Below are 21,267 nucleotides of genomic sequence, written 5' to 3' on the forward strand. Positions count from 1 at the left end.
GTCAGGCTCCGGAAGCAGAGGAAGAACCGACCGGCACCCGCCAGCCATCGGCGGTGCCATCAGTGGCGCCGGGAACGAACACCATCGCCGCACCGTTCATGCAGTAGCGCAGTCCAGTCGGACGCGGGCCGTCGTTGAACACATGGCCGAGGTGACCACCGCAGCGGCGGCAGTGCACCTCTACCCGCAGCATGCCGAAGGTGACGTCGCGGTCTTCGCCGATGGCGTTGTGCAGCGGTGCCCAGAAGCTGGGCCAACCGGTGCCGCTCTCGAACTTGGTGGAGGAAGAGAACAGCGGCTGCGCACAGCCGGCGCAGGCGAAGGTGCCTTGCCGATGTTCCTTGTTGAGCGGGCTGCTGTACGGGCGCTCAGTGGCCTGCTGGCGTAGCACCGCGTACTGCGCCGGGGTCAGTCGCTGGCGCCAGTCGGCATCGCTGTGCATCACCTCGAACTGTCGTGACGGGCGCGCTTCGGCGGCGGCCGGGGCAGCGCGGCTGCAGGCCCCCAGGCCAAGCAGGCCGGCGGCGGTGGCAACACCGCCCAGGCCCAGCAGATGGCGGCGGGTGAGGGACATGACGGACTCCGGGAAGGGGCGACGGGGCCATGCTGCGCCCGCCCGGGTCAACGAATCCTCACGCAGGATTCAATTTTTCGTGAGGTATCGGCGGCCGTCCCGCGCCACAATGCGGGCAGCCTCCCCACTGGCCCCGAGCTGCCGATGTCGACCAAACGCGTGCTGATCGTCGAAGACGATGCCCACATCGCTGACCTGCTGCGCATGCACCTGGCTGACGAAGGCTATGACGTCGCCCATGCTGCCAGCGGAGACGCCGGCCTGCGCCTGCTCGAGCAGGACGGCCCATGGGATGCGCTGGTGCTGGATGTGATGCTGCCAGGCGTGGACGGCCTGCAGGTGTGCCAGCGTGCACGCGCGATGGCGCGCTACGTGCCGATCATCATCATCAGCGCGCGCGGCAGCGAGACCCAGCGCATTGTCGGCCTGGAACTGGGCGCGGACGACTATCTGGCAAAACCCTTCTCGATGCCGGAACTGGTGGCACGGGTGCGCGCCCTGTTGCGCCGCGCCGAGGCGATGGCGCAGAGCGCACGTATCGATGCTGGCGCGATCGAGCTGGGTGGGCTGCAGCTGGATCCGGTCGCGCGCACCGCCTCGGTGGATGGCAACGCGTTGGAACTGACCCCGCGCGAATTCGACCTGTTGCTGTTCTTCGCACGCCACCCGGACCAGGTGTTCGCGCGCATGGAACTGCTCAACCAGGTCTGGGGTTACCAGCACGATGGTTACGAGCATACGGTCAATACCCACATCAACCGCCTGCGCAGCAAGATCGAGCCGGACCCGGCCAACCCGCGGCGGCTGCTGACGGTGTGGGGCCGCGGCTACAAGCTGGTCGACCCGGCTGGAGCGGCGGCATGATCAAGCCCAATCTGTGGCAGAAGCTGGCAGCGGTGATCGCCGCGCTGATGCTGATGTGCTGCATGGCGCTGCTGGCGCTGCAGATGCGTGCCAATACCCGTCACGAACAGGAGGTGGTGCAGCGGTTGTCGCTGGGCCTGGCCGAACACATCGCCCAGCGCAGCGAACTGATGGACACCAGTGGCATGCGCGATGCGGCGGTACGCGCGCTGTTCGGCCAGCTGATGGCGGTCAATCCCAGCGTCGAGGTGTACCTGCTGGACGATCAGGGCCGCATTCTCGGCCACGATGCGCCCAGCGGCCATCTGGTGCGCAACAAGGTGGACGTGGCACCGCTGCGCCGCCTGCTGGCCGGTGCGCCGCTGCCGATCCTCGGCGATGACCCGCGCAGCGCTGATGGCCGCAAGGTGTTCAGTGCCGCACCGTTGATCGTGCAGGGTCGCCAGGCCGGCTACGTGTACGTGGTGCTGGTCGGCGAACACCGGCAGATGCTCGCCGACGACCTCGCGGCCGGCAGCCAGTGGAACACCACCTGGTGGTCGGTGATGCTGGTTGGCAGCCTCGGCCTGCTGGCCGGGTTGGTGGCGTTCTACTGGGTGACCCGTCCGCTGCGCCGGCTTACCCGGCGCATCCAGGCCTTCGACATCGATGCGCCGACACCGTTGCCGCCACCCGAGCCGCTGCGCCCAGGCGAGCGCGACGAACTGGTGATCCTTGAACATGCGCATGCGCAGATGGCGCAGCGGCTGGGTGAACAATGGCAGCAGCTGCGCCAGCAGGACCTGCAGCGCCGCGAGCTGGTCGCCAACATCTCGCACGATCTGCGTACGCCGTTGTCGTCGCTGCATGGCTACCTGGAAACGCTGGCGCTGAAGGACGCCACGCTGTCGCCGGACGAGCGCCGCCGGTACCTCGGTATCGCGCTTGCACAGAGCGCCAAGGTTGGTCGGCTGGCGCGCGCGCTGTTCGAGCTGGCGCGGCTGGAGCACGGCGAAGTGCGCCTGGAGTGGGAAGTGTTCGCGCTGCCGGAACTTCTGCAGGACGTACTGCAGAAGTTCGAGCTGGCCGCGCAGGCGCGCAACCAGCGCCTGCACGCGGAATTCCCGCCGGGCCTGCCGCTGGTACGTGCCGACCTGGGCCTGGTCGAGCGGGTGCTGACCAACCTGCTCGACAATGCATTGCGGCACGCACCGGAAGGTGGCCGGATCGAAGTGTGCCTGCGTGCGACCGCGGATAGCATCGAGGTGAGCGTGGCCGATGATGGTCCCGGCGTGGCAGCGGCGCTGCGAGCGCAGTTGTTCCAGGCGCCGGCCGCGCTGGGCGCACGGCGTGGCGAGAACGGTGGGCTTGGCCTGCTGATCGTGCAGCGGATCGTGCAGCTGCATGGCCGCCGCATCGAACTGCGCGACAGTGAGCGTGGCGCGCTGTTCGTGTTTGCCTTGCCGCGTGCGGAACCAGCGGCCTAGCAGGCCGCTTCGCACTCCACGATGCCGCCGGTTTCCAACGGCAGGTGCAGGCGGATACAGGCACCGCCCAGCTCTGAATCGGTTACCTCGACGTGGCCGCCATGCTTGTCGGCCACCACCTGCACCAGTGCCAGGCCGAGACCGAAACCGGGGCTGCCCGGATCCAGCCGCACATACGGCTGCAGCACCTGGCCGCGCAGTTCGGGCGCAATGCCCGGGCCGTCGTCCTCCACCTGCAGGCACAGCCAGCCGTCGTTGACCGTGCTGGCGATGCGGATCTGCCGCCGCGCATAACGCAAGGCATTGCCGAGCAGGTTTCGCAACGCGAGTTCCAGCATGTGCCGGTTGACGTTGACCAGGCCGGTAGGTGAGAGCACCTGCTGCACCGGCATCGGCAGCGGTGCGAACTGGGCCACAACGCCGCGCACCAGCGCGGCCAGCTGCAGGCGCTGGCGGGTCAGCTGATGGCAGCGGCCCAGCGCGGCGTACTCGACACCGGCATCGGTAAGCTGCTGCAGCCGGTCAACGTCGGTGCGCAGGCCACCCAGCGCATCGCGCTGGATCTCGTCGAGCGCGGTGTCCTCCAGATCGGCCAGGCCGAAGCGCATCCGTGCCAACGGTGTGCGCACTTCATGCGCCACCGCCTGTGCCAGCACGCGCTGGCTCTCCAGCAGTTGCTGCAGCTGCTCGGCCATGTGGTTGAAGGCGTTGGCCAGCGGCCGCACCAGCGCGGTACCGGCACGCGGCGCACGCGTATCCAGCTGGCCGTCGCGCATCTGCCGTGCGGCCTGTGCCAGCTGCGACACATCGCGCCACAGGCGGTAGACCATCACGTACATCGGCAGGGCTACGGCCACCATCAGGATCAGAAGCAGGATCGCCACGCCGGACACTTCGCTGTCCTGCCATCCCTCATCGGGTAGCGCTTCGTCCAACGGTCCCAGCATCACCGCATAGTCGCTGTCGCCGATCCGCTGCAGGCTGCGCATGTGTTCCAGGTCGATCTGCACGCGGCCGTTGTTGAAGGCGGGACGCTGGCTGGCTGGCAGTTCCTTCACTGCCTCGGCCAGTGGCAGCATGCGCAGCGCATAGGCGAAATCAGCGTCGAGTTCACGCGCCAGCGCGGGCCACTGGTCGCGCGGTGTCTCGGCGAAACGGTGCTGCAGCAGCGAGTGGGTACCGCGCATCTCGGCCTGCAGGCCGGCCTCGGTGCGGTCTTCCAGCAGGGCGTCCCAGGCCCACAGGCCGAGCACGATCAGCAGCAGGTGGGCGACCAGGAAGCCGATGCCATAGCGCAGGAAGTGGAAGGCGTGGCCGCGCATCGCCGAGGGCGTGCGCTTCATCCCCATGCCGAGCGGCTGAACAGGTAGCCGCGGCCGCGGACGGTCTTGATCCGTTCCGGCTGTTCCGGGTTGTCGCCCAGTTTGCGGCGCAGGCGCGAAATGCGCGCATCGATCGAACGGTCCAGGCCGTCAAAGGCGATGCCACGCAGGCCGCGCAGCAGCGCATCGCGGTCGAGGATCTGCCCGGCGTTGCTGGCCAGCAGGAACAGCAGGTCGAACTCGGCGGTGGTCAGCTCCAGCAGGCTGCCCTGCAGGTGCACGTTACGGGTGGACGGGTCGATGTTCAGCTCGCCGAAGCGCAGGCTGCCGTCACGCGGCTCGACCCGGCGGTGGCGGCGCAGATGGGCACGCAGGCGCGCCAGCAGCACCCGGGGTTCAATCGGTTTGCCGATGTAGTCATCGGCGCCCAGTTCCAGCCCGAGCACCTGGTCAATGTTGTCGGTACGCGCGGTCAGCACGCAGATGATGCCGTCATAGTGGGGCCTGATCTGCCGACACACTTCGAAACCATCCTGGTCGGGCAGGCCGACATCCAGCAGGACCAGGGCGGGCTTTTCGGCCAGGATCCGGGCCACCGCGCGTTCGCCACTGCGCTCGTGGGCGACCTGGTAGCCATGCCGCTGCAGATAGTCGCTGACCATCGTACCGAGGCGGGCATCGTCTTCGACCAGTACGATATCCAGCATTTTCAAGGCCTCCGTGGGGCGTACGTACCGCCACGGCACGAGCGCGGCGATGCTATCCCAGCCATCGGGCCGCCCGGGTCCTGGGGGCGGGCGCCATTCAGCCGGGGTTGCTGGCGCGCGGGCCGGGCCTCAGGCCTGGCAACAACTTGGCGTCCAGCATAGCTTGTTGCCGTTACAAAACGTTACCTTTGTGATACGTCCGGTGACCATCGCTGACAGCAAAGCGACTGACGCGGGGCAGGGGCCGGGCCGAGCATGGAGTCTCCTCCGTTCCGCGTGCCGTCCTCATGTCGCCCGCTGCCTTCTCCCTGCCGAACCTGTCCCGCCGCCGCCATTGCGGGGGTATCCGATGAGCGGCGTGGTCGGCGCCTGGCTGCCGCCGGCCGAGGACGAGCACCTGCTGCAGCAGCTGGCGCCGATGCTTCGCGCCCTGCAGCAACGTGGCCGTGGCCGCATTGGTTACTGGACCGATGCCGAGGCTGGCCTGGCGCTGGGCCACTGCCGGGCGCCGACCGACACCCCGCTGCAGCCGCTGAGTTCGGACTGTGGCCGTTACGTGCTGTGCCTGGACGGTCGCCTGTACAACCGGGCTGACCTGCAGTCGCAGCTGCGCGATCTGCCGCGCAGCTGCAGCGATGCACGGCTGCTGCTGCAGGCAATTGTCGAGTGGGGCGTGGAGCGGGCGCTGTCGCGTATCGAGGGCGCGTTCGGTTTCAGTGTGTGGGACCGCGAGTCGCGCGTGCTGTGGCTGGCACGTGACCCGGTAGGCGAGCGGCCGCTGTACTACGGTTGGTACCAGGGCCAGTTCCTGTTCGCCTCCGAACTGAAGGCGCTGCAGGCGTTCGCCGGTTTCGCGCCGAGCATCGACCAGGATGCGCTGAGCCTGCTGCTGCGCCACGACTATGTCCCGGCGCCGCACACCATCTACCGCGGCATCCATAAGCTGGTGGCCGGCGCGATGCTGCGTATCGACCTGAACGACCACGCCGCCGGTGGATCCAGCCAGGCCGCGCAGGGTGGTTCGCGCTACTGGTGCGCACGCGATGCGATGCACAGCGCCCTGCAGGAACCCTTGCACCCCGCACCCAGCCTGGAACAGGCCACCGACCAGCTCGAAGCAGTACTGCAGAAGGCCATTGCTTCACGCATGCATTCGCCGCTGGCCTGCGGCGCGTTCCTGTCCGGCGGCACCGACTCCTCACTGGTGACGGCAATGATGCAGGCGCAGTCGACGCTGCCGATCGAGGCATGGACGGTGGGCTTCGACGATCCGGGCCACGATGAGAGCGACTGGGCCTCGCAGGTCGCGCGTCACCTGGGCGTGCAGCATCACCTGCACCGGATGGACGCGCGGCAGGGTTTGGACCTGCTGCAGCGGCTGCCTCAGGTCTGGTGTGAGCCATTTGCCGACGCCTCGCAGCTGCCGACCCTGTTGGCCAGCGAGCTGCTGGGCGCGCGCAAGCCGGTGGCGCTGACCGGCGACGGTGGCGATGAGCTGTTCTTCGGCCATCCCAGCTATGGCCGCGCACTGCGTAACGCACGCCTTTGCGGTGGCCTGCCGGACTGGGTGCGTGACCTGGCGCGGCGCAGCGGCAACCGCATGAACGTCGAACGTGGGCGCCTCGGTGGCTGGCGCGCGCTGGTGGCCGAGGTTGCCGCCAATGACGTGGAAGGTCATTACCTGCAGCGCGTCACCCGCTGGCGGCAGCCGGCACAGGTGGTGCTGGGCGCGCGCGAACCAATGACGATCTTCCAGCAGCAGGACACCGCGCTGCCGGCTGAAGCGCGCATCCAGCTGCTGGATTTCCGCATGGACCTGGCCGAGGGCATCCTCGCCAAGGTCGACCGTGCCGGCATGGCGGCCGGCGTGGAGACACGTGCGCCGCTGCTGGACATGGAGGTGGTGCGTCTGGCCTGGCGCCTGCCGCAGCATTTGAAATACCACGACGGTGAGCACAAGCGGATCCTCAAACACCTGCTGGCGCGTTACCTGCCGGAACCGCTGGTGTACCGCCCCAAGCGCGGCTTCGGCCCTCCGATGGCACGCTGGCTGGCCGGTCCGTTGCGCGACTGGGCCGAGGCGCTGCTGGACCCGCAGCTGCTGCGCAACCAGGGCTGCTTCGATGCAGTACGCGTGCGCGGCATCTGGGAGGCCTTCCTGCGGGGTGAGCGCAAGTGGCACACGCACCTGTGGAACGTGCTGATGTTCCAGGCGTGGCACCAGCACTGGCACGGTGGCCGCGGGCGCTGAGGCGTTGCTGTCTTGCGTGTGGCGGATTCATTCTGCATGGCGCAGGGCGGATGCCCTTGCGTACGAATGTCCTCCGGCGCCGGCCGTTGGCCGTCACCTCCCCCTTTACTTCGTACGCAAGGGCCTCCGCCCTGCGTTCGGAGTTCGTCGGCGCCCCGTTGAAAGGCTGCCACGAGCACTGCGCTTTACCTGCCGCAAGCCGAGCCTCGTCGGGGCGGGGAGGGGTCTGGGCAAAGTAAAGGAGGAGGTGACGGCCAACGGCCGGCGCCGGGGGACATCTGCCCAAGCCCCTGCCCACCCCGGCGGGGCCCATCAGTTCGCGGCGAATCCGGACGAAGGCGCGCTTCGTAACTCAGACGCCAGGCAAAAAAAGACCCGGCAGAGGGAGGGATCTGCCGGGTCCGGATTGCATGGGGGGAGGGACCCATGCAATGAGCGTTGCGTCGCGTCAGTGGCTGTTGCCGTTCGCGTCCGCCGTTGATTGGTTGTAGCCCTGCACCAGTTCGGACCAGGCCTTGCCGGCCTGGAGGCCGAGGCCGACCACGTCCTGCTGGGCCTGGCCCAGCCGCTGCAGGTTGTCCTGCCACAGCTGTGCGCCCTTGTTGAGCACCCCGGCCGCGTCGTCACTGCGGGCCAGCTCGCCGAGCCAGCCGCCGGTCGCGGTCAGGTTGCGTTCCATCGCCTTCAGCTGCACCCCGAACATGCTTTCCGCGTTCTCCAACGCCAACCGGTTCGCGCGCGTTGCCGCGGCGGCGAGCTGGCGGGTGGCATCACTGAAGCGATCGCTGAAGGCGGAGGCCATGGGGGCATCAGGGAGTGGCTTGATGCAATGCAGCATACGCCGTTGATGCGGCAATGCAACAAAAATAACAAAGGCGCCGAAGGCGCCTTTGAAACACCTTTCAGATCAATGGGTTGATCAGGTCGTCGGGCCGCGGTAGCGGCAGCCGGAGGTGCAGGTTTCGTGCACGGTGATCTCGCTCAGCGCCGGCAGGCTGGGCTTGAGTTCGTTCCAGATCCACACCGCCAGGTTCTCGCTGGTCGGGTTCTCAAGGCCGGGGATGTCATTGAGGTAGTGATGGTCCAGGCGGTCGTAGATCGGCTGGAAGGCCGCCTTCACGTCGCCGAAATCCATGATCCAGCCGGTCTGCGCGCCGGGCTCGCCCTCGACCTTCAGTTCCACCCGGAACGAGTGGCCATGCAGGCGCGCGCACTTGTGCCCCGGCGGCACGTTGGGGAGGCGGTGCGCCGCCTCGAGCATGAAGACTTTGAAGATTTCCATGGCGCGATTGTACGCCGCACGCGGGCAGCGAGCCTGAGCGGATGTTGGGTCTTGGTGAAGAAATTCTTTCCATCCGGATGAAGAGATGATAGTTTCTCTTATATCCGTATGAAGAGATGTTATTGGCCGCCCCCCGGCCACGCATGGATTACTGCGGAACTTCGTCGCCCTTACCACCTCCCCCACATCGTCATGCCCAAGCACACCCTGCTCGTGGCGGCCCTGGCCGTCGCTCTGGCCGCGCCTTTGTCCGCCGCCGCCGAAACCTCCGCCGACGCCAGTGGCGAAGCCAGCACCCTGGCTGCCGTCCGCGTCACCGGTTCCAACATCAAACGTGCCGATACCGAGGCCTCAAACCCGGTGCAGGTGATTGGTCGCCAGCAGCTGGAACAGACCGGCAAGGCCACCGTGGCCGATGTGCTGCGTTCGATCTCGGCCAACACCGGCAACGCCAGCAATGAGACCACCAACAACGGCTGGGCCTCCGGCTCGGCCGGCATCGGCCTGCGCGGCCTGTCGCAGAAGAACACGCTGGTGCTGCTCAACGGTCGCCGCCTGGCCAACTATGGCTTCCCGGCCGGCGGCCTGTCCGACACCTTCGTCGATCTCAACGCATTGCCGCTGGTCGCGGTCGAACGCATCGAAGTGCTCAAGGACGGTGCATCGGCGGTGTACGGCAGCGATGCGGTGGCCGGCGTGGTCAACATCATCACCCGGCAGAACTTTGAAGGCGCCGAGATCGGCGGCAGCTTCGGCGGCGCCGACCAGGGCGGCCTGCACGAGCAGAACCTGAAGTTCGTTGGTGGCCTGGGCGACATCGACAAGGACGGCTACAACATCCTCTTCAGCCTGCAGGGCTACAACCGCGAGCGACTGGACCAGGACGAGCGCAACCTGACCAAGAGCGGCATCTACACCGACAAGCCCGGCGGCCGCTGGAACGGCTGGTCGGCCAAGGGCGCACGCTATCTGGTCAATGGCACCTCCGTGCCGATGCTCGATGCCAACGGCAACTGCCCCACCGGCACCACCCGCGTTGCCAGCGCGCCGATCGACGGCCTGGCCGGTGATACCTGCGGTTTCAACCAAGCGCCGTTCACCACGCTGATCCCTTCGACCAAGCGCTACCAGGCCTATGCCAACGGTACCTTCCGCCTGAACGACAACGTCGAAGCCTTCGGCGAAGTGCTGTACAGCCAGATCAAGAGCACTGCGTGGTTCGGCAGCAGCCCGTTCTTCACGCTGGAGAGCGGCCGCTTCGCACTGAACGCGGACAGTGGCCTGGCCGAGCCGGTGTCGTCGCTGCTGCCGGCCAACAATCCGTACAACCCGTACGGCCGTGCCATCCCGATCGAATACACCTTCTTCGACCTCGGCGGCACCCTCAAGACCAACCGCTCCACCGCCTACCGCGGCGTGTTCGGCCTGCGTGGCACCACCGCGAAGTGGGACTGGGAAGTGGCGGCGTTCGGCGCGCGCAGCAGCGAGCGCGAAACCGTCTCCGGCGGCTTCGCCAACCGCTGGGCGCTGGCCGATGCGCTGGCCACCGGCAGTTACAACCTGCTGAATCCGGCCGCCACGCCGCAGTCGGTGCGTGACTCGATCAACATCGCCACGCTGCGTCCGGCCGAGTCCAAGCTGCAGGGCATCGACGCGAAGATCTCCGGCAGCCTCGGCCATACCTGGGCCGGCGAGATCGGTTTCGCTGCCGGTGCCGAGTGGCGCCGCGAGAAGCTCGACTCCAACAACCCGTGGCAGATCGATGCCGGCCTGCAGGTGCGCCCGGCCATTGCCGAAGTGCACGGCAAACGCCAGGTCAGTGCCGCCTACGCCGAAGTGAACGTGCCGCTGGCCTCGACGCTGGAGCTGTCTGCCGCCGCGCGCGCCGATCACTACGATGATTTCGGCGATGCGTTCTCGCCGAAGATCGGGCTGCGTTGGCAGCCGTTGGACTTCCTGCTGGTGCGTGCCTCGGCGTCGAAGGGCTTCCGTGCGCCATCGCTGTCGGAGAACTCCAACAGCACCAGCATCGCCTACGGCAGCGTGGTCGATCCGCGTGATCCGGACGTGCCTGGCTCGCGGCAGAACCCGACCTTCTTCACCGTTGGCAACAACGAATTGAAGCCGGAGCGGACCAAGAGCCTGAACTTCGGCGTGGTGCTGTCGCCGTGGGCCAATACCAACCTGAGCGTGGACTACTACCGCATCCAGCTGGACAACCTGGTCGGTACCAACAACACCCAGACCCTGGTCAACGACAATGTCGCCGGTGCGGTGCAGCGCGACGAGCGCGGCAAGCTGCAGGCGGTCTACAACCGCTACCAGAACCTTAGCGAGTTGAAGACTTCGGGCATCGATGTCGAACTGCGCCAGCGGATCCCGACCGCTGCGTTCGGTGACTTCACCGTGTCTTCGGCCTATACTCATGTGCGCGATTACCGTCGCCCGACCGTGGTCGGTGGCCCGCTGGTGGACTATGCGGGCAGCAACCTGGGCGCGACCCTGCCCAAGGACAAGGCGACCACCACGTTGGACTGGAAGTACGGCGACTTCAACGCGGCGGTGACCTGGTACTACACCAGCAGCTATCGCCAGGAAGCCAGCACCGCCGCCAAGGCCGTGCAGCAGCAGGTCGGCAGCTACAGCCAGTACGACCTGTACCTGGCCTACACCGGCATCGACAAGCTGACCGTGTACGCCAAGGTGCAGAACCTGGCCGACAAGACGCCGCCGTACGACGCCTCGTTCCCGGGCATCCGCGCGCCGTACGACTTCAGCCAGTACGACCTGCGTGGCCGCTACTTCACGCTGGGCTTCGACTATCGCTTCTGATCCATCTGCCGCGGCCGGTCACCTGAAGGGACCGGCCGCGCGATCGTCTGCCGTTGTGTTCCAGGGGAGTCACCGTGTCCTTGCATCGCCATGCCGTTCTTCCGTTGCTGCTTGCCGCCGCCACCGCACTGTCCTCGCCGCAGCCGGCGCAGGCGCAGAGCGCCTACTTCTTCCCGCAGGTCAGCGACGCAGCGGCGTTCGATGCATCGGTGCCCACGCCCGAGCAGTTTCTCGGCTACCCGATCGGCAGCCGTTACACCCGGCACGACCAGCTGGTGGCGTACTTCCAGGAACTGGCGAAACGCTCGGACAAGATCAGCGTGCGCGAGATCGGCCGCAGCTATGAAGGTCGCCCGCTGCTGATCGCCACCGTCACCGCTGCAGGCAATCATGCGCGGCTGGAACAGATCCGCCAGCAGCACGCGACCCTGGCCGATCCGGCGCAGCCGCGCAGCGCCGCCGGTGACAGCCCGGTGGTGGTGTGGCTGGGCTACAGCGTGCATGGCAACGAGACCTCCAGTGCCGAGGCGGCGATGTTGACCGCCTACTACCTTGTGGCCAGTCGTAGTGCCGAAACCCAGCAGTGGCTGCAGCAGTCGGTGGTGCTGTTCGACCCGGCGCAGAACCCGGATGGCCGTGATCGTGCGGCCAACTGGCACAACGCGTGGGCCTCCGATCCAGCCTCGGCCGACCCGGCCGACAAGGAGCACGTCGAGCCGTTCCCGCAGGGCCGCACCAACCACTACTTCACCGATCTCAACCGAGACTGGCTTGCCCTGACCCAGCAGGATTCGCGGCCGAAGGTGGAGGTGTTCCACCAGTGGTACCCGAACGTGCAGATCGACTTCCACGAGATGGGCAAGGACAGTACCTACTACTTCGAGCCCTCGCCGAAGAGCATGCACAGCCCGCTGATTCCGCCGGCTTCGTACGAGTTCAACAAGACCCTGGCCAAGTACCACGCGCAGGCGTTGGATGCGTTGGGGTCGCTGTACTACACCGGCGAGAATTTCGACAACTTCTCGCCGGTCTACGGCTCAACCTATCCGGACTTCCATGGTGCAGTGGGCGTCACCGTTGAACAGGCGAGTTCGCGCGGCCGCGTGCAGGAATCAGTGAACGGCCTGTTGACCTTCCCGTTCACCATCCGCAATCAGGTCGCTACCGGTCTGGGTACAGTGCGCGGCGCGGTGAGCGAGCGCAGCGGGCTGTTCGACCTGCAGAAGCAGTTCTTCCAGAGCGCGCTGAAGCAGGCCGCGCAGCAGCCGGTGAAGAGCTTCGTGTTCGGTGATGCGCATGACCCTGCATTGACCCGGCGCCTGCTGGAACTGTTGCTGCTGCATCGCATCGAGGTGCGCGCGCTGGATCGTGCAGTCAGTGTCGATGGGCAACACTTCGAAGCGGGCAGCGCCTACGTGGTGCCGGTACAGCAGGCGCAGTTCCGCCTGGTGCATTCGATTTTTGCCGAGACACCGCCGATCAAGGGCGATGTGTTCTACGGCAGCACCAGCTATGCGATCGCACCGGCGTATGGCGTGGCCTTCGCCGGCAGCCGCAGTCGTATCGAAGGCGGCGCGCGCGTAAGTGCGGTGCCGGCGGAGCAGGGCGCGGTGCTGGGTGGCCAGGCCGGGTTCGCCTATGCCATCGACTGGCGTGACTACAATGCCGGGCGCGCGCTGGCCGCGCTGCAGGCCAAGGGATTGAGCGCGCGTGCGGCGTTCCAGTCGTTCACCACAGCGACCGCACAGGGCGAGGTCAACTTCGCTGCTGGCAGCCTGGTGATTCCGGTCGCCGGTCAACCGTTGCAGGATGCGGCGTTGCTTGAGGCGGTGACCGCTGCCGCACGCGACGCCGGTGTGCAGCTTCACTCGCTGGCGAGCGGCCGCAGTCGCGAGGGCATCGACCTCGGCAGTGACGGTGTCAAGGCGCTGCGCAAGCCCGCCGTCGCGCTGGTGATGGGCGAGGGTGTGGCCGCCACCGAAATCGGTTCGGCCTGGTTCCTGCTCGATCAGCAGCTGCACCTGCCGGCCAGCAAGCTGGACCCGCAACAGCTGGGCAAAGTGCCGCTGGACCGCTACACCACCATCGTGCTGTCGGGCGGCACTTACACCGGCGTCGATGCCACGGCAGTGGCCGCCCTGAAGCGCTGGGTGCAGGCCGGTGGTTCGCTGGTGACCTACGGTAGTGCCTCGAAGTGGGCGATCGAACAGAAGCTGGCCGACGGCGAGAAACTTGGCAAGTACGAAGACGCTGCTGACGAAAGCCGCCGCGCGTTCGGCGACCAGCGCGATATCGCCGCCATTGAACGCGTCAGCGGCAACATCCTCAGCGCTGATGTGGACACCAGCCATCCGCTGGCCTTCGGCGTGCCGCGCCGGCAGCTGGCGATCAACAAGGAGAACACGGTGACGTTGCAGCCGAGCGCGAACCCGTTCTCCACGGTGGTGCGCATCGATGACACGCCGCGGGTGAACGGCTATCTGTCCGAGCGCAACCGCAGCCGCGTGGCCGGCAGCGCGTGGCTGCTGGTCTCGGCGCAGGGGCAGGGCAACGTGGTGTTGTTTGCGGATGATCCGGCGCACCGCAAGTACTGGCACGGGACCGATCGGCTGTTGATCAACGCGATCTTCTTCGGGAATCTGGTGAATCCGAGTAAAAAGCGGGGTTGAGGCGTTTGGCGCCTTGTTGGCGCCTTGATTGATGCGTGTATGAGGAGGCCGGGCGGGCTGCGCAGGACACGCTGTAAATACGTCCATGTAAGCTCGATCGGCGCATCCATGCGCCTCACGGTCCTGCGCAGCCCGCCCGGCCTCCCCTCGACAGTTTCCTGCGGGCGCGGACGCATCGAACCGCAAGGCGGGAGCAAGGGCAAAAGCAAAGCCAGGAATTGCGACTTCGGCTTTTGCCTTTGAATTTGAATTTGAATTTGATCTTTCTTCCCACGGCTACCCGGAGGGAGAAGAAGGCGCAGGTAATGCTTGAAGCGGATGGGCGTGGGGCCAGCGCAAAAACCGTGAGGCGCATGGATGCGCCGACCGAGCCCCCATGGATGGGTTTACGGCGTGTTTTGCGCTGGCCCCACGCCCATCCGCCCTCAGCGCAATACACCGCCGGCTCTACTCACGGTAGCTGGCAACAAAAAAGGGACGGCGCGTCAGCGCCGTCCCTCGATAGCCCCCCGCGCAGCGGGAGACGCCATCCCTGTCAGCTGGGATCAGCCGGCGCGACCGCCGCCGCCGCCCTGGCCGCGGCCACGGCCGCCACCATTGCCACCACCGCCACGACGCTGGCCCTGACCGGCGCCTGCACCGGCACGCTGCTGGCCATTGCCACCGCCCTCACGACGACCACCGCCAGCCTTCTTCGGGCCGGCATGCGCGTGACGCGGTGCATCGCCGTGCGGACGGCGCGCGTGGTTCTTGCGCGGTGCGCGCTCACCGGTTTCGTGCTCGGCCTTGCCCGGTGCACTGTTGCCCCAGCGGATCGGCACCTGCAGCTCGAAGCCCGGCACATCGCGGATATCCATGTCGCGGCCGAGCAGGCGGGTGATCGCACGCAGCAGCTTCACTTCATCCTGCGCGACCAGCGAGATTGCCTGGCCGGTGGCGCCGTTGCGGCCGGTACGGCCGATGCGATGCACGTAGTCTTCGGCCACCATCGGCAGATCGAAGTTGATCACCTTCGGCAGCTCGTTGATGTCGATACCGCGCGCAGCGATATCGGTAGCCACCAGCACGGTCACCCGGCCGGCCTTGAAATCGCCCAGTGCACGCAGGCGCTGGCCCTGGCTCTTGTTGCCGTGGATCGCCGCGGTCTTGATGCCGGACTTTTCCAGGAACGCGGCCAGCTTGTCGCTGCCGTGCTTGGTGCGGGCAAACACCAGGGTCTGCTCGCGGCTGTCCTGCGCCAGCAGGTGCAGCAGCAGGTCGCGCTTGCGGCCGCCATCGACCGGGTGCACGCGATGGGTGATGGTTTCAGCGACGGTGTTCTTCGGCGTGACCTGGATCTGCTCCGGGTTGCGCATGAATTCCAGCGCCAGCTGGCGGATGTTGTCCTCGAAGGTGGCCGAGAACAGCAGGGTCTGGCGGTTCTGCTTGGGCAGCTTGGCCAGGATGCGCTTGATCGAGGGCAGGAAGCCCATGTCCAGCATGCGGTCGGCTTCGTCCAGTACCAGCAGTTCAATGCCGGACAGGTCGATGCTGCGACGCTCTAGGTGGTCGATCAGGCGGCCCGGGCACGCCACCAGCAGGTCCACGCCACGGCGCAGGATGTCCAGCTGGTTGCCCATGCCGACGCCGCCGTAGATGCAGGCGCTGGGAATGCGCAGGTACTTGCTGTAACCGCGCAGGCTGTCATGCACCTGGGTGGCCAGCTCGCGGGTCGGGGCCAGGATCAGGGCACGCGGCTTGCGCGGGCCGGTGCGCACTTCCTGCGAAGCGGTGCCGAGGTGCTGCAGCAGCGGCAGGCCAAAGGCGGCGGTCTTGCCGGTACCGGTCTGCGCGCCGGCCAGCAGGTCGCGGCCGGCCAGCACCAGCGGGATCGCCTGCTGCTGGATCGGGGTCGGGGTTTCGTAGCCCTGCTCGGCGAGCGCACGCAGCAGGAAGGGCGCAAGGCCCAGTGATTCAAAAGACATTGAGATTGCTCCAAGTACAAGAAACGCCTGTCCGAACGGACAGACGGGGGCAGATCAAACTGATCGGCTGACTCGGAGCGTTCCCGTGAACCGCGCTGCGAGAATTGGGTGCAGCCGGCACGGAGCGCAGGCTGGAATGCGTGACGAACGGCGTCGGAGTGGGGGCGGGCGAAGTGGGCGGACCCAGGTCGCCGGCGATCCCGGAGGGAAACGGACGGCCGCTGCAGACCCGCATAGTCTAACCGATGGTTGAGACCCCGCGCAAAACGGCCTGTTCAGGTAGTGGTTCTGTCTGCAGGGCTGCGCCCTGCACCCGCAGAGGCCGGAGCCAAGGCCAGAGCAACGTCAAAAGCCGGGTTCCTGTGGGTAGGCGGGGTGGGGCCGGTTGAGGGGGACGCCGTAAACCCATCCATGGGGGCTTGGTCGCGGCATCCATGCCGCTCACACCCCCTCAACCGGACCCACCCCACCTTCGACAGTTTTCCGCGATCTGTCGAATCTCACTCGATCAATATCGATATCTGACGGATTTCGACGACGAACGATGTGGATGTTCGATCCGTCATCGGGTAATTGGCGGGGGTGGGACGGTGTGGGTGGGCAGGACCGTTGGCGCCATGGATGGCGCCATCGAGCCCCCAAGGACGGGTTTACGGCGTGTCCTGCCCACCCACACCCTCCCGCCCAACTCACAGACAACCCAGAGCCGGCTGTTGCTGTTGACGTTGCCTTGGCTTGAAGCAGGTGCAGGGCTGCAAGCCCTGCCGAACCCCCCACTACGGTAGGGTGGGCCGATGCGGCGCTGCAGCTTGGCGTCGCCGCATATTTGATTACACTTGAAACTTGTTTGCCCATGACTCCGGACACCCACCCATGAAGCTTGGTTCTTTGAAGGAAGGCGGCCGCGACGGCACCCTGATCGTCGTCTCGCGTGACCTGCGCCTCGGCGTGCGCGCCACCGGCATTGCCGCCACCCTGCAGCAGGCCCTGGAAGACTGGAGCCACATCGCGCCGCGCCTGAACGCGCTGTACGAATCGCTCAACGCAGGCGACGCAGATGGCGTGTTCGACCTTGACCCGCAGGCGCTGGCCGCGCCGATGCCGCGCGCCTATGAATTCGTCGATGGCAGCGCCTATCTGCCGCACGTCGAGCGCGTGCGCCGCGCGCGTGGTGCCGAGGTGCCGGAGAGCTTCTACACCGACCCGCTGATGTACCAGGCCACCAGCGCCGGCTTCCATGGCCCGCGCGACGTAGTCAAGGTGGTCAGCGAGGACTACGGCATCGACCTGGAAGCCGAGATCGTGGTGATCACCGACGACGTGCCGATGGCGGCCACCCCGGAACAGGCTGCGGGCCATATCCAGCTGGTCGGCCTGGTCAATGACGTCTCGCTGCGCAACCTGATTCCGGGTGAGCTGGCCAAGGGCTTCGGCTTCCTGCAGTCTAAGCCGCGTTCGGCGCTGTCGCCGGTGTTCGTCACCCCCGATGAGCTGGGCGCCGCTTGGCAGGACAGCAAGGTGCACCTGCCGCTGCTGACCCACATCAACGGCCAGTGGTTCGGTGCGCCGGAAGCGGGCGTGGACATGCAGTTCAACTTCGCCCAGCTGGTCGCGCATGCGGCCAAGACCCGTCCGCTCAGCGCCGGCACCATCGTTGGCTCGGGCACCATCGCCAACGAAGACACCAGCAAGGGTGCCTCCTGCTTCGCCGAACAGCGCGTGGTCGAAACCCTGCGCGACGGCAAGCCGAGCACGCCGTTCATGTCCTTCGGCGACGTGGTTCGCATCGAGATGCTCGATGCCGCCGGCAACAGCATCTTCGGTGCGATCGAGCAGCGCATCGAACAGGCGGCCAAGCCCTGAGCATGGAGGCGGCGATGGAGATCCCGGTCGACGACGGCATCGTGCTGTACACCTATTGGCGATCCAGCGCCGCCTACCGCGTGCGTATCGGCCTGGAGCTGAAGGGCCTGGCCTGGGAGGCCCGGCCGGTGCACCTGGTGCGCGAAGGCGGGGAGCAGCATCTCGACGCCTATCGCGCGCTCAATCCGCAGCAGCTGGTGCCGACCCTGCTGCATGAAGGGCATGCGCTGATCCAGTCGCTGGCGATTCTGGAGTACCTGGATGAGCGCTTTCCGCAGGTGCCGCTGCTGCCAGCTGATGCTGCCGGTCGTGCGCGGGTGCGTGCGCTGGCCCAGCTGGTGGCCTGCGACATCCACCCGATCAACAACCTGCGGGTGATGCAGTACCTGGAGCGCAGCCTGCAGGTGCCGGCCGACGCCCGCACGCAATGGACCCTGCACTGGATCGCCGAAGGCTTTACGGCGATGGAGGCAATGCTGGCCAACAGCCGCGACACCGGCACCTTCTGCCACGGCGACCGCCCAGGCCTGGCCGACATCTGCCTGTTGCCGCAGCTGTACAACGCCCATCGCTTCGGCCTGGACCTGGCGCCGTACCCGACTCTGCGCCGCATCGAGGCCGCCTGCCAAGCGCTGGACGCCTTCGAGTGCGCACGCCCGGAAAACCAGCTCGACGCGGCCTGAAAGAAAAAGGGGACGGAGGGGATTAAGTCGTATGTGCACTTACGACTTAATCCCCTCCGTCCCCTTTTTGCTGCAATCGGGCCAGGTCATCGCGGAACAACCGGTAGGCATCCTCGCGGCGCGCATCGTCAGTCTGCCGCAACACCCATGCCGGGTGCACCGTGGCGTACCCGCGCGTACCTTCCTCGAGGGCGTGCCAGCGTCCGCGGTCGCGTGAGAGGTCGAAATCACGACCGAATACCGAGGCTGCCGCTGTCGCGCCGAGGCACACGATCACCTGGGGTCGCACGCGGGCGATCTCACCCATCAGCCAAGGGCGGCAGGCCTGGATGTGGCGGCTTTCCGGCCGCTTGTGCAGCCGCACCTTGCCGCGCCGTTCATGGTGGAAGTGCTTCACCGCGTTGGTGAGGTACAGCTGGGCGCGATCGATTCCCAGTTCCACCAGTGCGCGGTCCAGCAGCTGGCCGGCAGGTCCTGCGAACGGCTGTCCGCGCAGGTCCTCGGTATCGCCAGGCTGTTCTCCGACCAGCATCACCTTGGCGTCTGCCGGCCCCTGCCCGAACACGGTCTGCGTGGCCTGCTCCCAGAGCGGGCACTGGCGGCAGGCGCTGGCCTGTCCGCGCAGATTCTCCAGGCTGCTGGCTTCGGTCGCCGATGTCGCAGCGTTCGCTCGCAGGGGAATCCGGCGCTGCGGTGCCTGCGCGGGACGGTCATGCATTTCCTGCACGCGGTCGGCCGCATCGCGCACCAGGCGTGGCAGCAGCTGAGCTTCCGGCAGGTGGCGCCAATACTTCGCCGGCATCTCCTGCATCATCATCCGTGTATTGAGTCGCGCCGGATTGAAGATGCTGGCGTAGTAGGTCTGCCACAGTGATTCGCGCGCATCCTCGGCCGGGGCATCCTCGCGCCGTGCGCCGGGGCCGAAGGCAAGTGCCTGCCCATCCCAGGCGACGCTGCGCGAAGGCGTGAGAATGGCCCAGCGCATGCCGGTGAAGCGGCGCGCGAAGAACGGCGCGACCCGATCGACAATGTAGTGCTGTGGCTCGAACCAGGCGATGAACGCATCAGGTTGGCCAGGCACCTCGCGGAAGCGCACGAATGCCTTCATCTTGTGCGTGTCACGGCGGACCGCCTGGGCCATGGCCATCGCCCGCAGTACGTCGGCATCGGCGGGGTTTGACAGCACCGAGCGTTCGCCATGGGTGATGCGCCACAGCAACCGGTACAGGAGGGCCATGCGCTGCCCGTCGCGATGACACAGGCAGGTGGCCGCCAGCTCCAGGAAGTCGCGCGGTACGTTCGGTGTGCCAGCATCGGCCTGCACGGGCGCCGAGGTGACCGCAGGTGCATCCAGCAGTGATGCGTCGCTGCCCTCCAGCCAGTCCAGCTGCTCCGGCGCGACGTCGCGCAGCAGGGCTTCACGCGCACCGTTGCGCCAGGCCTCCAGCGACCATGGCGGATCCACCCGCAGCGACCAGCGCTGCGCGTCAGGCCGCGGACGGTGCATCGAACAGCGAACCCTGTCGCGGGGGCGGGGCCAGCTGCGCGCGCAGCGCCGCCGGGTCGTCCAGCGCCTTGCGCGGATGATGGTCAGCCAGCAGCACGAACGGCAGCATCTTGCTCATCGGTGCCTTCAGGCGCGCGATGTCGGCCACGCGCAGCCGCCCGTGGCGGCGTGCCATCAGCACGCGCTTGACGTTGCGCACGCCGAGGCCGGGAACGCGCAGCAGCATTTCCTTCGGTGCCCGGTTCAGATCGACCGGAAAGCGCTCGGGGTGGCGGATCGCCCAAGCCATCTTCGGGTCGATGTCCAGGTCCAGCATGCCGTTCTGGGCGGTATCGGTGATTTCTTCCACGCCGTACCCGTAGAAGCGCAGCAACCAGTCGGCCTGGTAGAGGCGATGTTCGCGCTGCAGCGGGGGCGGTTGCAGTGGCAGCTGCCGGCTGGCGTCCGGAATCGGGCTGAACGCGGAGTAGTACACCCGGCGCATGCGGTAGTTGCCGTACAGCGCATCGGCGCTGGCCAGGATCTGTTGGTCGTTGGCCCCGTCCGCGCCGACGATCATCTGCGTGCTCTGTCCGGCAGGTGCGAAACGGGGAGGGCGCGGGCGTGTACTGCGGCTGGCCGTCGGCGCCACCGCTGCGGGGGCTTTGCGCGCCTCCTTGGCTTCCTCGATGCGCCAGCGTAGTTCGCCCATGGCGCCGCGTATCGAATGCACCGTCTTCTCCGGCGCCAACGCGCTCAGGCCGGCCTCGGTGGGCAGTTCGACGTTGATCGACAGGCGGTCGGCGTAGCGACCGGCGCTGGCCAGCAGCTCGGGCGAAGCCTCGGGAATGGTCTTGAGGTGGATGTAGCCGGCGTAGCGGTGTTCTTCGCGCAGTTGCCGCGCCACCTCCACCATCTGCTCCATGGTGTAGTCGGCATTGCGGATGATGCCGCTGGAAAGGAACAGCCCCTCGATGTAGTTGCGCTTGTAGAAGTCCAGGGTGAGCGCGACCACCTCGTCCACGGTGAAGCGCGCACGGGCTACGTTGCTGGAGACCCGGTTCACGCAGTAGGCGCAGTCGTAGACGCAGAAGTTGGTCAGCAGGATCTTCAGCAATGAAACGCAGCGGCCGTCCGGCGTATAGCTGTGGCAGATGCCCATGCCCTCGGTGCTGCCGATACCGCCACTGGCGCGCGAATCGCGCTTGCCCGAGCCGCTGGAGGCGCAGGAGGCATCGTACTTGGCGGCATCGGCCAGGATGGCCAGCTTGCGGATGGTTTCCATTGAGGAAACCTACGGATGA

The 21,267-nt window shown here is 66.9% G+C and carries 15 protein-coding genes; 7 read left to right on the forward strand and 8 right to left on the reverse strand.

All coding sequences use genetic code 11. The annotated features are described in order from the left end of the window. Position 1: 1 nt before the first annotated feature. Positions 2 to 574, reverse strand: a complete 573-nt coding sequence (msrB, locus tag AC13GA_RS00835) for a peptide-methionine (R)-S-oxide reductase MsrB (RefSeq protein WP_136639263.1) — start codon at positions 572 to 574, stop codon at positions 2 to 4. A 144-nt stretch (positions 575 to 718) separates the two neighbouring features. On the opposite strand from msrB, the gene AC13GA_RS00840 reads away from it, so the two are divergent. Both AC13GA_RS00840 and AC13GA_RS00845 read left to right on the forward strand, forming a co-directional pair. Continuing rightward, entirely contained in the window at positions 719 to 1,438 is a 720-nt protein-coding gene (locus AC13GA_RS00840; protein WP_046983055.1) for a response regulator transcription factor, read from the forward strand. Next, positions 1,435 to 2,904 carry a sensor histidine kinase gene (locus AC13GA_RS00845; protein WP_046983054.1) on the forward strand — a complete coding sequence of 490 codons (1,470 nt, stop codon included), beginning with the start codon at positions 1,435 to 1,437 and terminating at the stop codon, positions 2,902 to 2,904. The genes AC13GA_RS00840 and AC13GA_RS00845 overlap by 4 nt, the downstream gene beginning before the upstream one ends. On the opposite strand, the gene AC13GA_RS00850 is transcribed toward AC13GA_RS00845, so the two are convergent. Beyond that, complete coding sequence (locus AC13GA_RS00850) at positions 2,901 to 4,247, reverse strand: ATP-binding protein (protein WP_482997364.1); 1,347 nt, start codon at positions 4,245 to 4,247, stop codon at positions 2,901 to 2,903. The two genes, AC13GA_RS00845 and AC13GA_RS00850, sit on opposite strands and share 4 nt — an antisense overlap. After that, positions 4,244 to 4,933: a winged helix-turn-helix domain-containing protein gene (locus AC13GA_RS00855; protein WP_004141029.1), complete on the reverse strand. Its 690-nt coding sequence runs from the start codon at positions 4,931 to 4,933 to the stop codon at positions 4,244 to 4,246. Before AC13GA_RS00855 ends, AC13GA_RS00850 begins: the two co-directional genes overlap by 4 nt. A gap of 349 nt (positions 4,934 to 5,282) precedes the next feature. Here AC13GA_RS00855 and asnB point away from each other — a divergent pair, with 349 nt between their 5' ends. Then, a complete protein-coding gene (gene asnB / locus AC13GA_RS00860; RefSeq protein WP_046983052.1) occupies positions 5,283 to 7,184 on the forward strand; it encodes an asparagine synthase (glutamine-hydrolyzing) in 1,902 nt (633 codons plus the stop codon). A gap of 448 nt (positions 7,185 to 7,632) precedes the next feature. Here asnB and AC13GA_RS00865 read toward each other — a convergent pair whose 3' ends face one another. After that, positions 7,633 to 7,986, reverse strand: a complete 354-nt coding sequence (locus AC13GA_RS00865) for a phasin family protein (RefSeq protein ID WP_046984142.1) — start codon at positions 7,984 to 7,986, stop codon at positions 7,633 to 7,635. A gap of 117 nt (positions 7,987 to 8,103) precedes the next feature. Then, a complete protein-coding gene (gene queD, locus AC13GA_RS00870) occupies positions 8,104 to 8,466 on the reverse strand; it encodes a 6-carboxytetrahydropterin synthase QueD (RefSeq protein ID WP_046984141.1) in 363 nt (120 codons plus the stop codon). A gap of 192 nt (positions 8,467 to 8,658) precedes the next feature. On the opposite strand from queD, the gene AC13GA_RS00875 reads away from it, so the two are divergent. After that, entirely contained in the window at positions 8,659 to 11,298 is a 2,640-nt protein-coding gene (locus tag AC13GA_RS00875; protein WP_482997365.1) for a TonB-dependent receptor plug domain-containing protein, read from the forward strand. Between the two features lie 74 nt (positions 11,299 to 11,372). Continuing rightward, positions 11,373 to 13,967 (forward strand): M14 family zinc carboxypeptidase, encoded by a 2,595-nt coding sequence (locus tag AC13GA_RS00880; protein WP_482997366.1) that lies wholly within the window; start codon positions 11,373 to 11,375, stop codon positions 13,965 to 13,967. Between the two features lie 545 nt (positions 13,968 to 14,512). Here AC13GA_RS00880 and AC13GA_RS00885 read toward each other — a convergent pair. Further along, entirely contained in the window at positions 14,513 to 15,931 is a 1,419-nt protein-coding gene (locus AC13GA_RS00885) for a DEAD/DEAH box helicase (RefSeq protein WP_136639268.1), read from the reverse strand. A gap of 873 nt (positions 15,932 to 16,804) precedes the next feature. Here AC13GA_RS00885 and AC13GA_RS00890 point away from each other — a divergent pair. Both AC13GA_RS00890 and maiA read left to right on the forward strand, forming a co-directional pair. After that, positions 16,805 to 17,794 carry a fumarylacetoacetate hydrolase family protein gene (locus tag AC13GA_RS00890; protein ID WP_482997367.1) on the forward strand — a complete coding sequence of 330 codons (990 nt, stop codon included), beginning with the start codon at positions 16,805 to 16,807 and terminating at the stop codon, positions 17,792 to 17,794. A gap of 14 nt (positions 17,795 to 17,808) precedes the next feature. After that, positions 17,809 to 18,477 (forward strand): maleylacetoacetate isomerase, encoded by a 669-nt coding sequence (gene maiA, locus AC13GA_RS00895; protein ID WP_482997368.1) that lies wholly within the window; start codon positions 17,809 to 17,811, stop codon positions 18,475 to 18,477. Positions 18,478 to 18,523: 46 nt separating this feature from the next. On the opposite strand, the gene AC13GA_RS00900 is transcribed toward maiA, so the two are convergent. Both AC13GA_RS00900 and AC13GA_RS00905 read right to left on the reverse strand, forming a co-directional pair. Next, positions 18,524 to 19,984, reverse strand: coding sequence for a UdgX family uracil-DNA binding protein (locus tag AC13GA_RS00900; RefSeq protein ID WP_046983206.1), 1,461 nt, complete (start codon positions 19,982 to 19,984; stop codon positions 18,524 to 18,526). Then, positions 19,965 to 21,248, reverse strand: coding sequence for a putative DNA modification/repair radical SAM protein (locus AC13GA_RS00905; RefSeq protein WP_482997369.1), 1,284 nt, complete (start codon positions 21,246 to 21,248; stop codon positions 19,965 to 19,967). The genes AC13GA_RS00900 and AC13GA_RS00905 overlap by 20 nt, the downstream gene beginning before the upstream one ends. Between the last annotated feature and the right edge of the window lie 19 nt (positions 21,249 to 21,267).

The sequence above is a fragment of the Stenotrophomonas sp. 22DLJC03 genome (genome assembly GCF_056861405.1).

Excerpts from the sequence above, each read along its gene's own strand:
- msrB (WP_136639263.1), bottom strand. The coding sequence starts at position 574 with ATGTCCCTCACCCGCCGCCATCTGCTGGGCCTGGGCGGTGTTGCCACC.
- AC13GA_RS00840 (WP_046983055.1), top strand. The coding sequence starts at position 719 with ATGTCGACCAAACGCGTGCTGATCGTCGAAGACGATGCCCACATCGCT.
- AC13GA_RS00845 (WP_046983054.1), top strand. The coding sequence starts at position 1,435 with ATGATCAAGCCCAATCTGTGGCAGAAGCTGGCAGCGGTGATCGCCGCG.
- AC13GA_RS00850 (WP_482997364.1), bottom strand. The coding sequence starts at position 4,247 with ATGAAGCGCACGCCCTCGGCGATGCGCGGCCACGCCTTCCACTTCCTG.
- AC13GA_RS00855 (WP_004141029.1), bottom strand. The coding sequence starts at position 4,933 with ATGCTGGATATCGTACTGGTCGAAGACGATGCCCGCCTCGGTACGATG.
- asnB (WP_046983052.1), top strand. The coding sequence starts at position 5,283 with ATGAGCGGCGTGGTCGGCGCCTGGCTGCCGCCGGCCGAGGACGAGCAC.
- AC13GA_RS00865 (WP_046984142.1), bottom strand. The coding sequence starts at position 7,986 with ATGGCCTCCGCCTTCAGCGATCGCTTCAGTGATGCCACCCGCCAGCTC.
- queD (WP_046984141.1), bottom strand. The coding sequence starts at position 8,466 with ATGGAAATCTTCAAAGTCTTCATGCTCGAGGCGGCGCACCGCCTCCCC.
- AC13GA_RS00875 (WP_482997365.1), top strand. The coding sequence starts at position 8,659 with ATGCCCAAGCACACCCTGCTCGTGGCGGCCCTGGCCGTCGCTCTGGCC.
- AC13GA_RS00885 (WP_136639268.1), bottom strand. The coding sequence starts at position 15,931 with ATGTCTTTTGAATCACTGGGCCTTGCGCCCTTCCTGCTGCGTGCGCTC.
- AC13GA_RS00890 (WP_482997367.1), top strand. The coding sequence starts at position 16,805 with ATGAAGCTTGGTTCTTTGAAGGAAGGCGGCCGCGACGGCACCCTGATC.
- maiA (WP_482997368.1), top strand. The coding sequence starts at position 17,809 with ATGGAGATCCCGGTCGACGACGGCATCGTGCTGTACACCTATTGGCGA.
- AC13GA_RS00900 (WP_046983206.1), bottom strand. The coding sequence starts at position 19,984 with ATGCACCGTCCGCGGCCTGACGCGCAGCGCTGGTCGCTGCGGGTGGAT.
- AC13GA_RS00905 (WP_482997369.1), bottom strand. The coding sequence starts at position 21,248 with ATGGAAACCATCCGCAAGCTGGCCATCCTGGCCGATGCCGCCAAGTAC.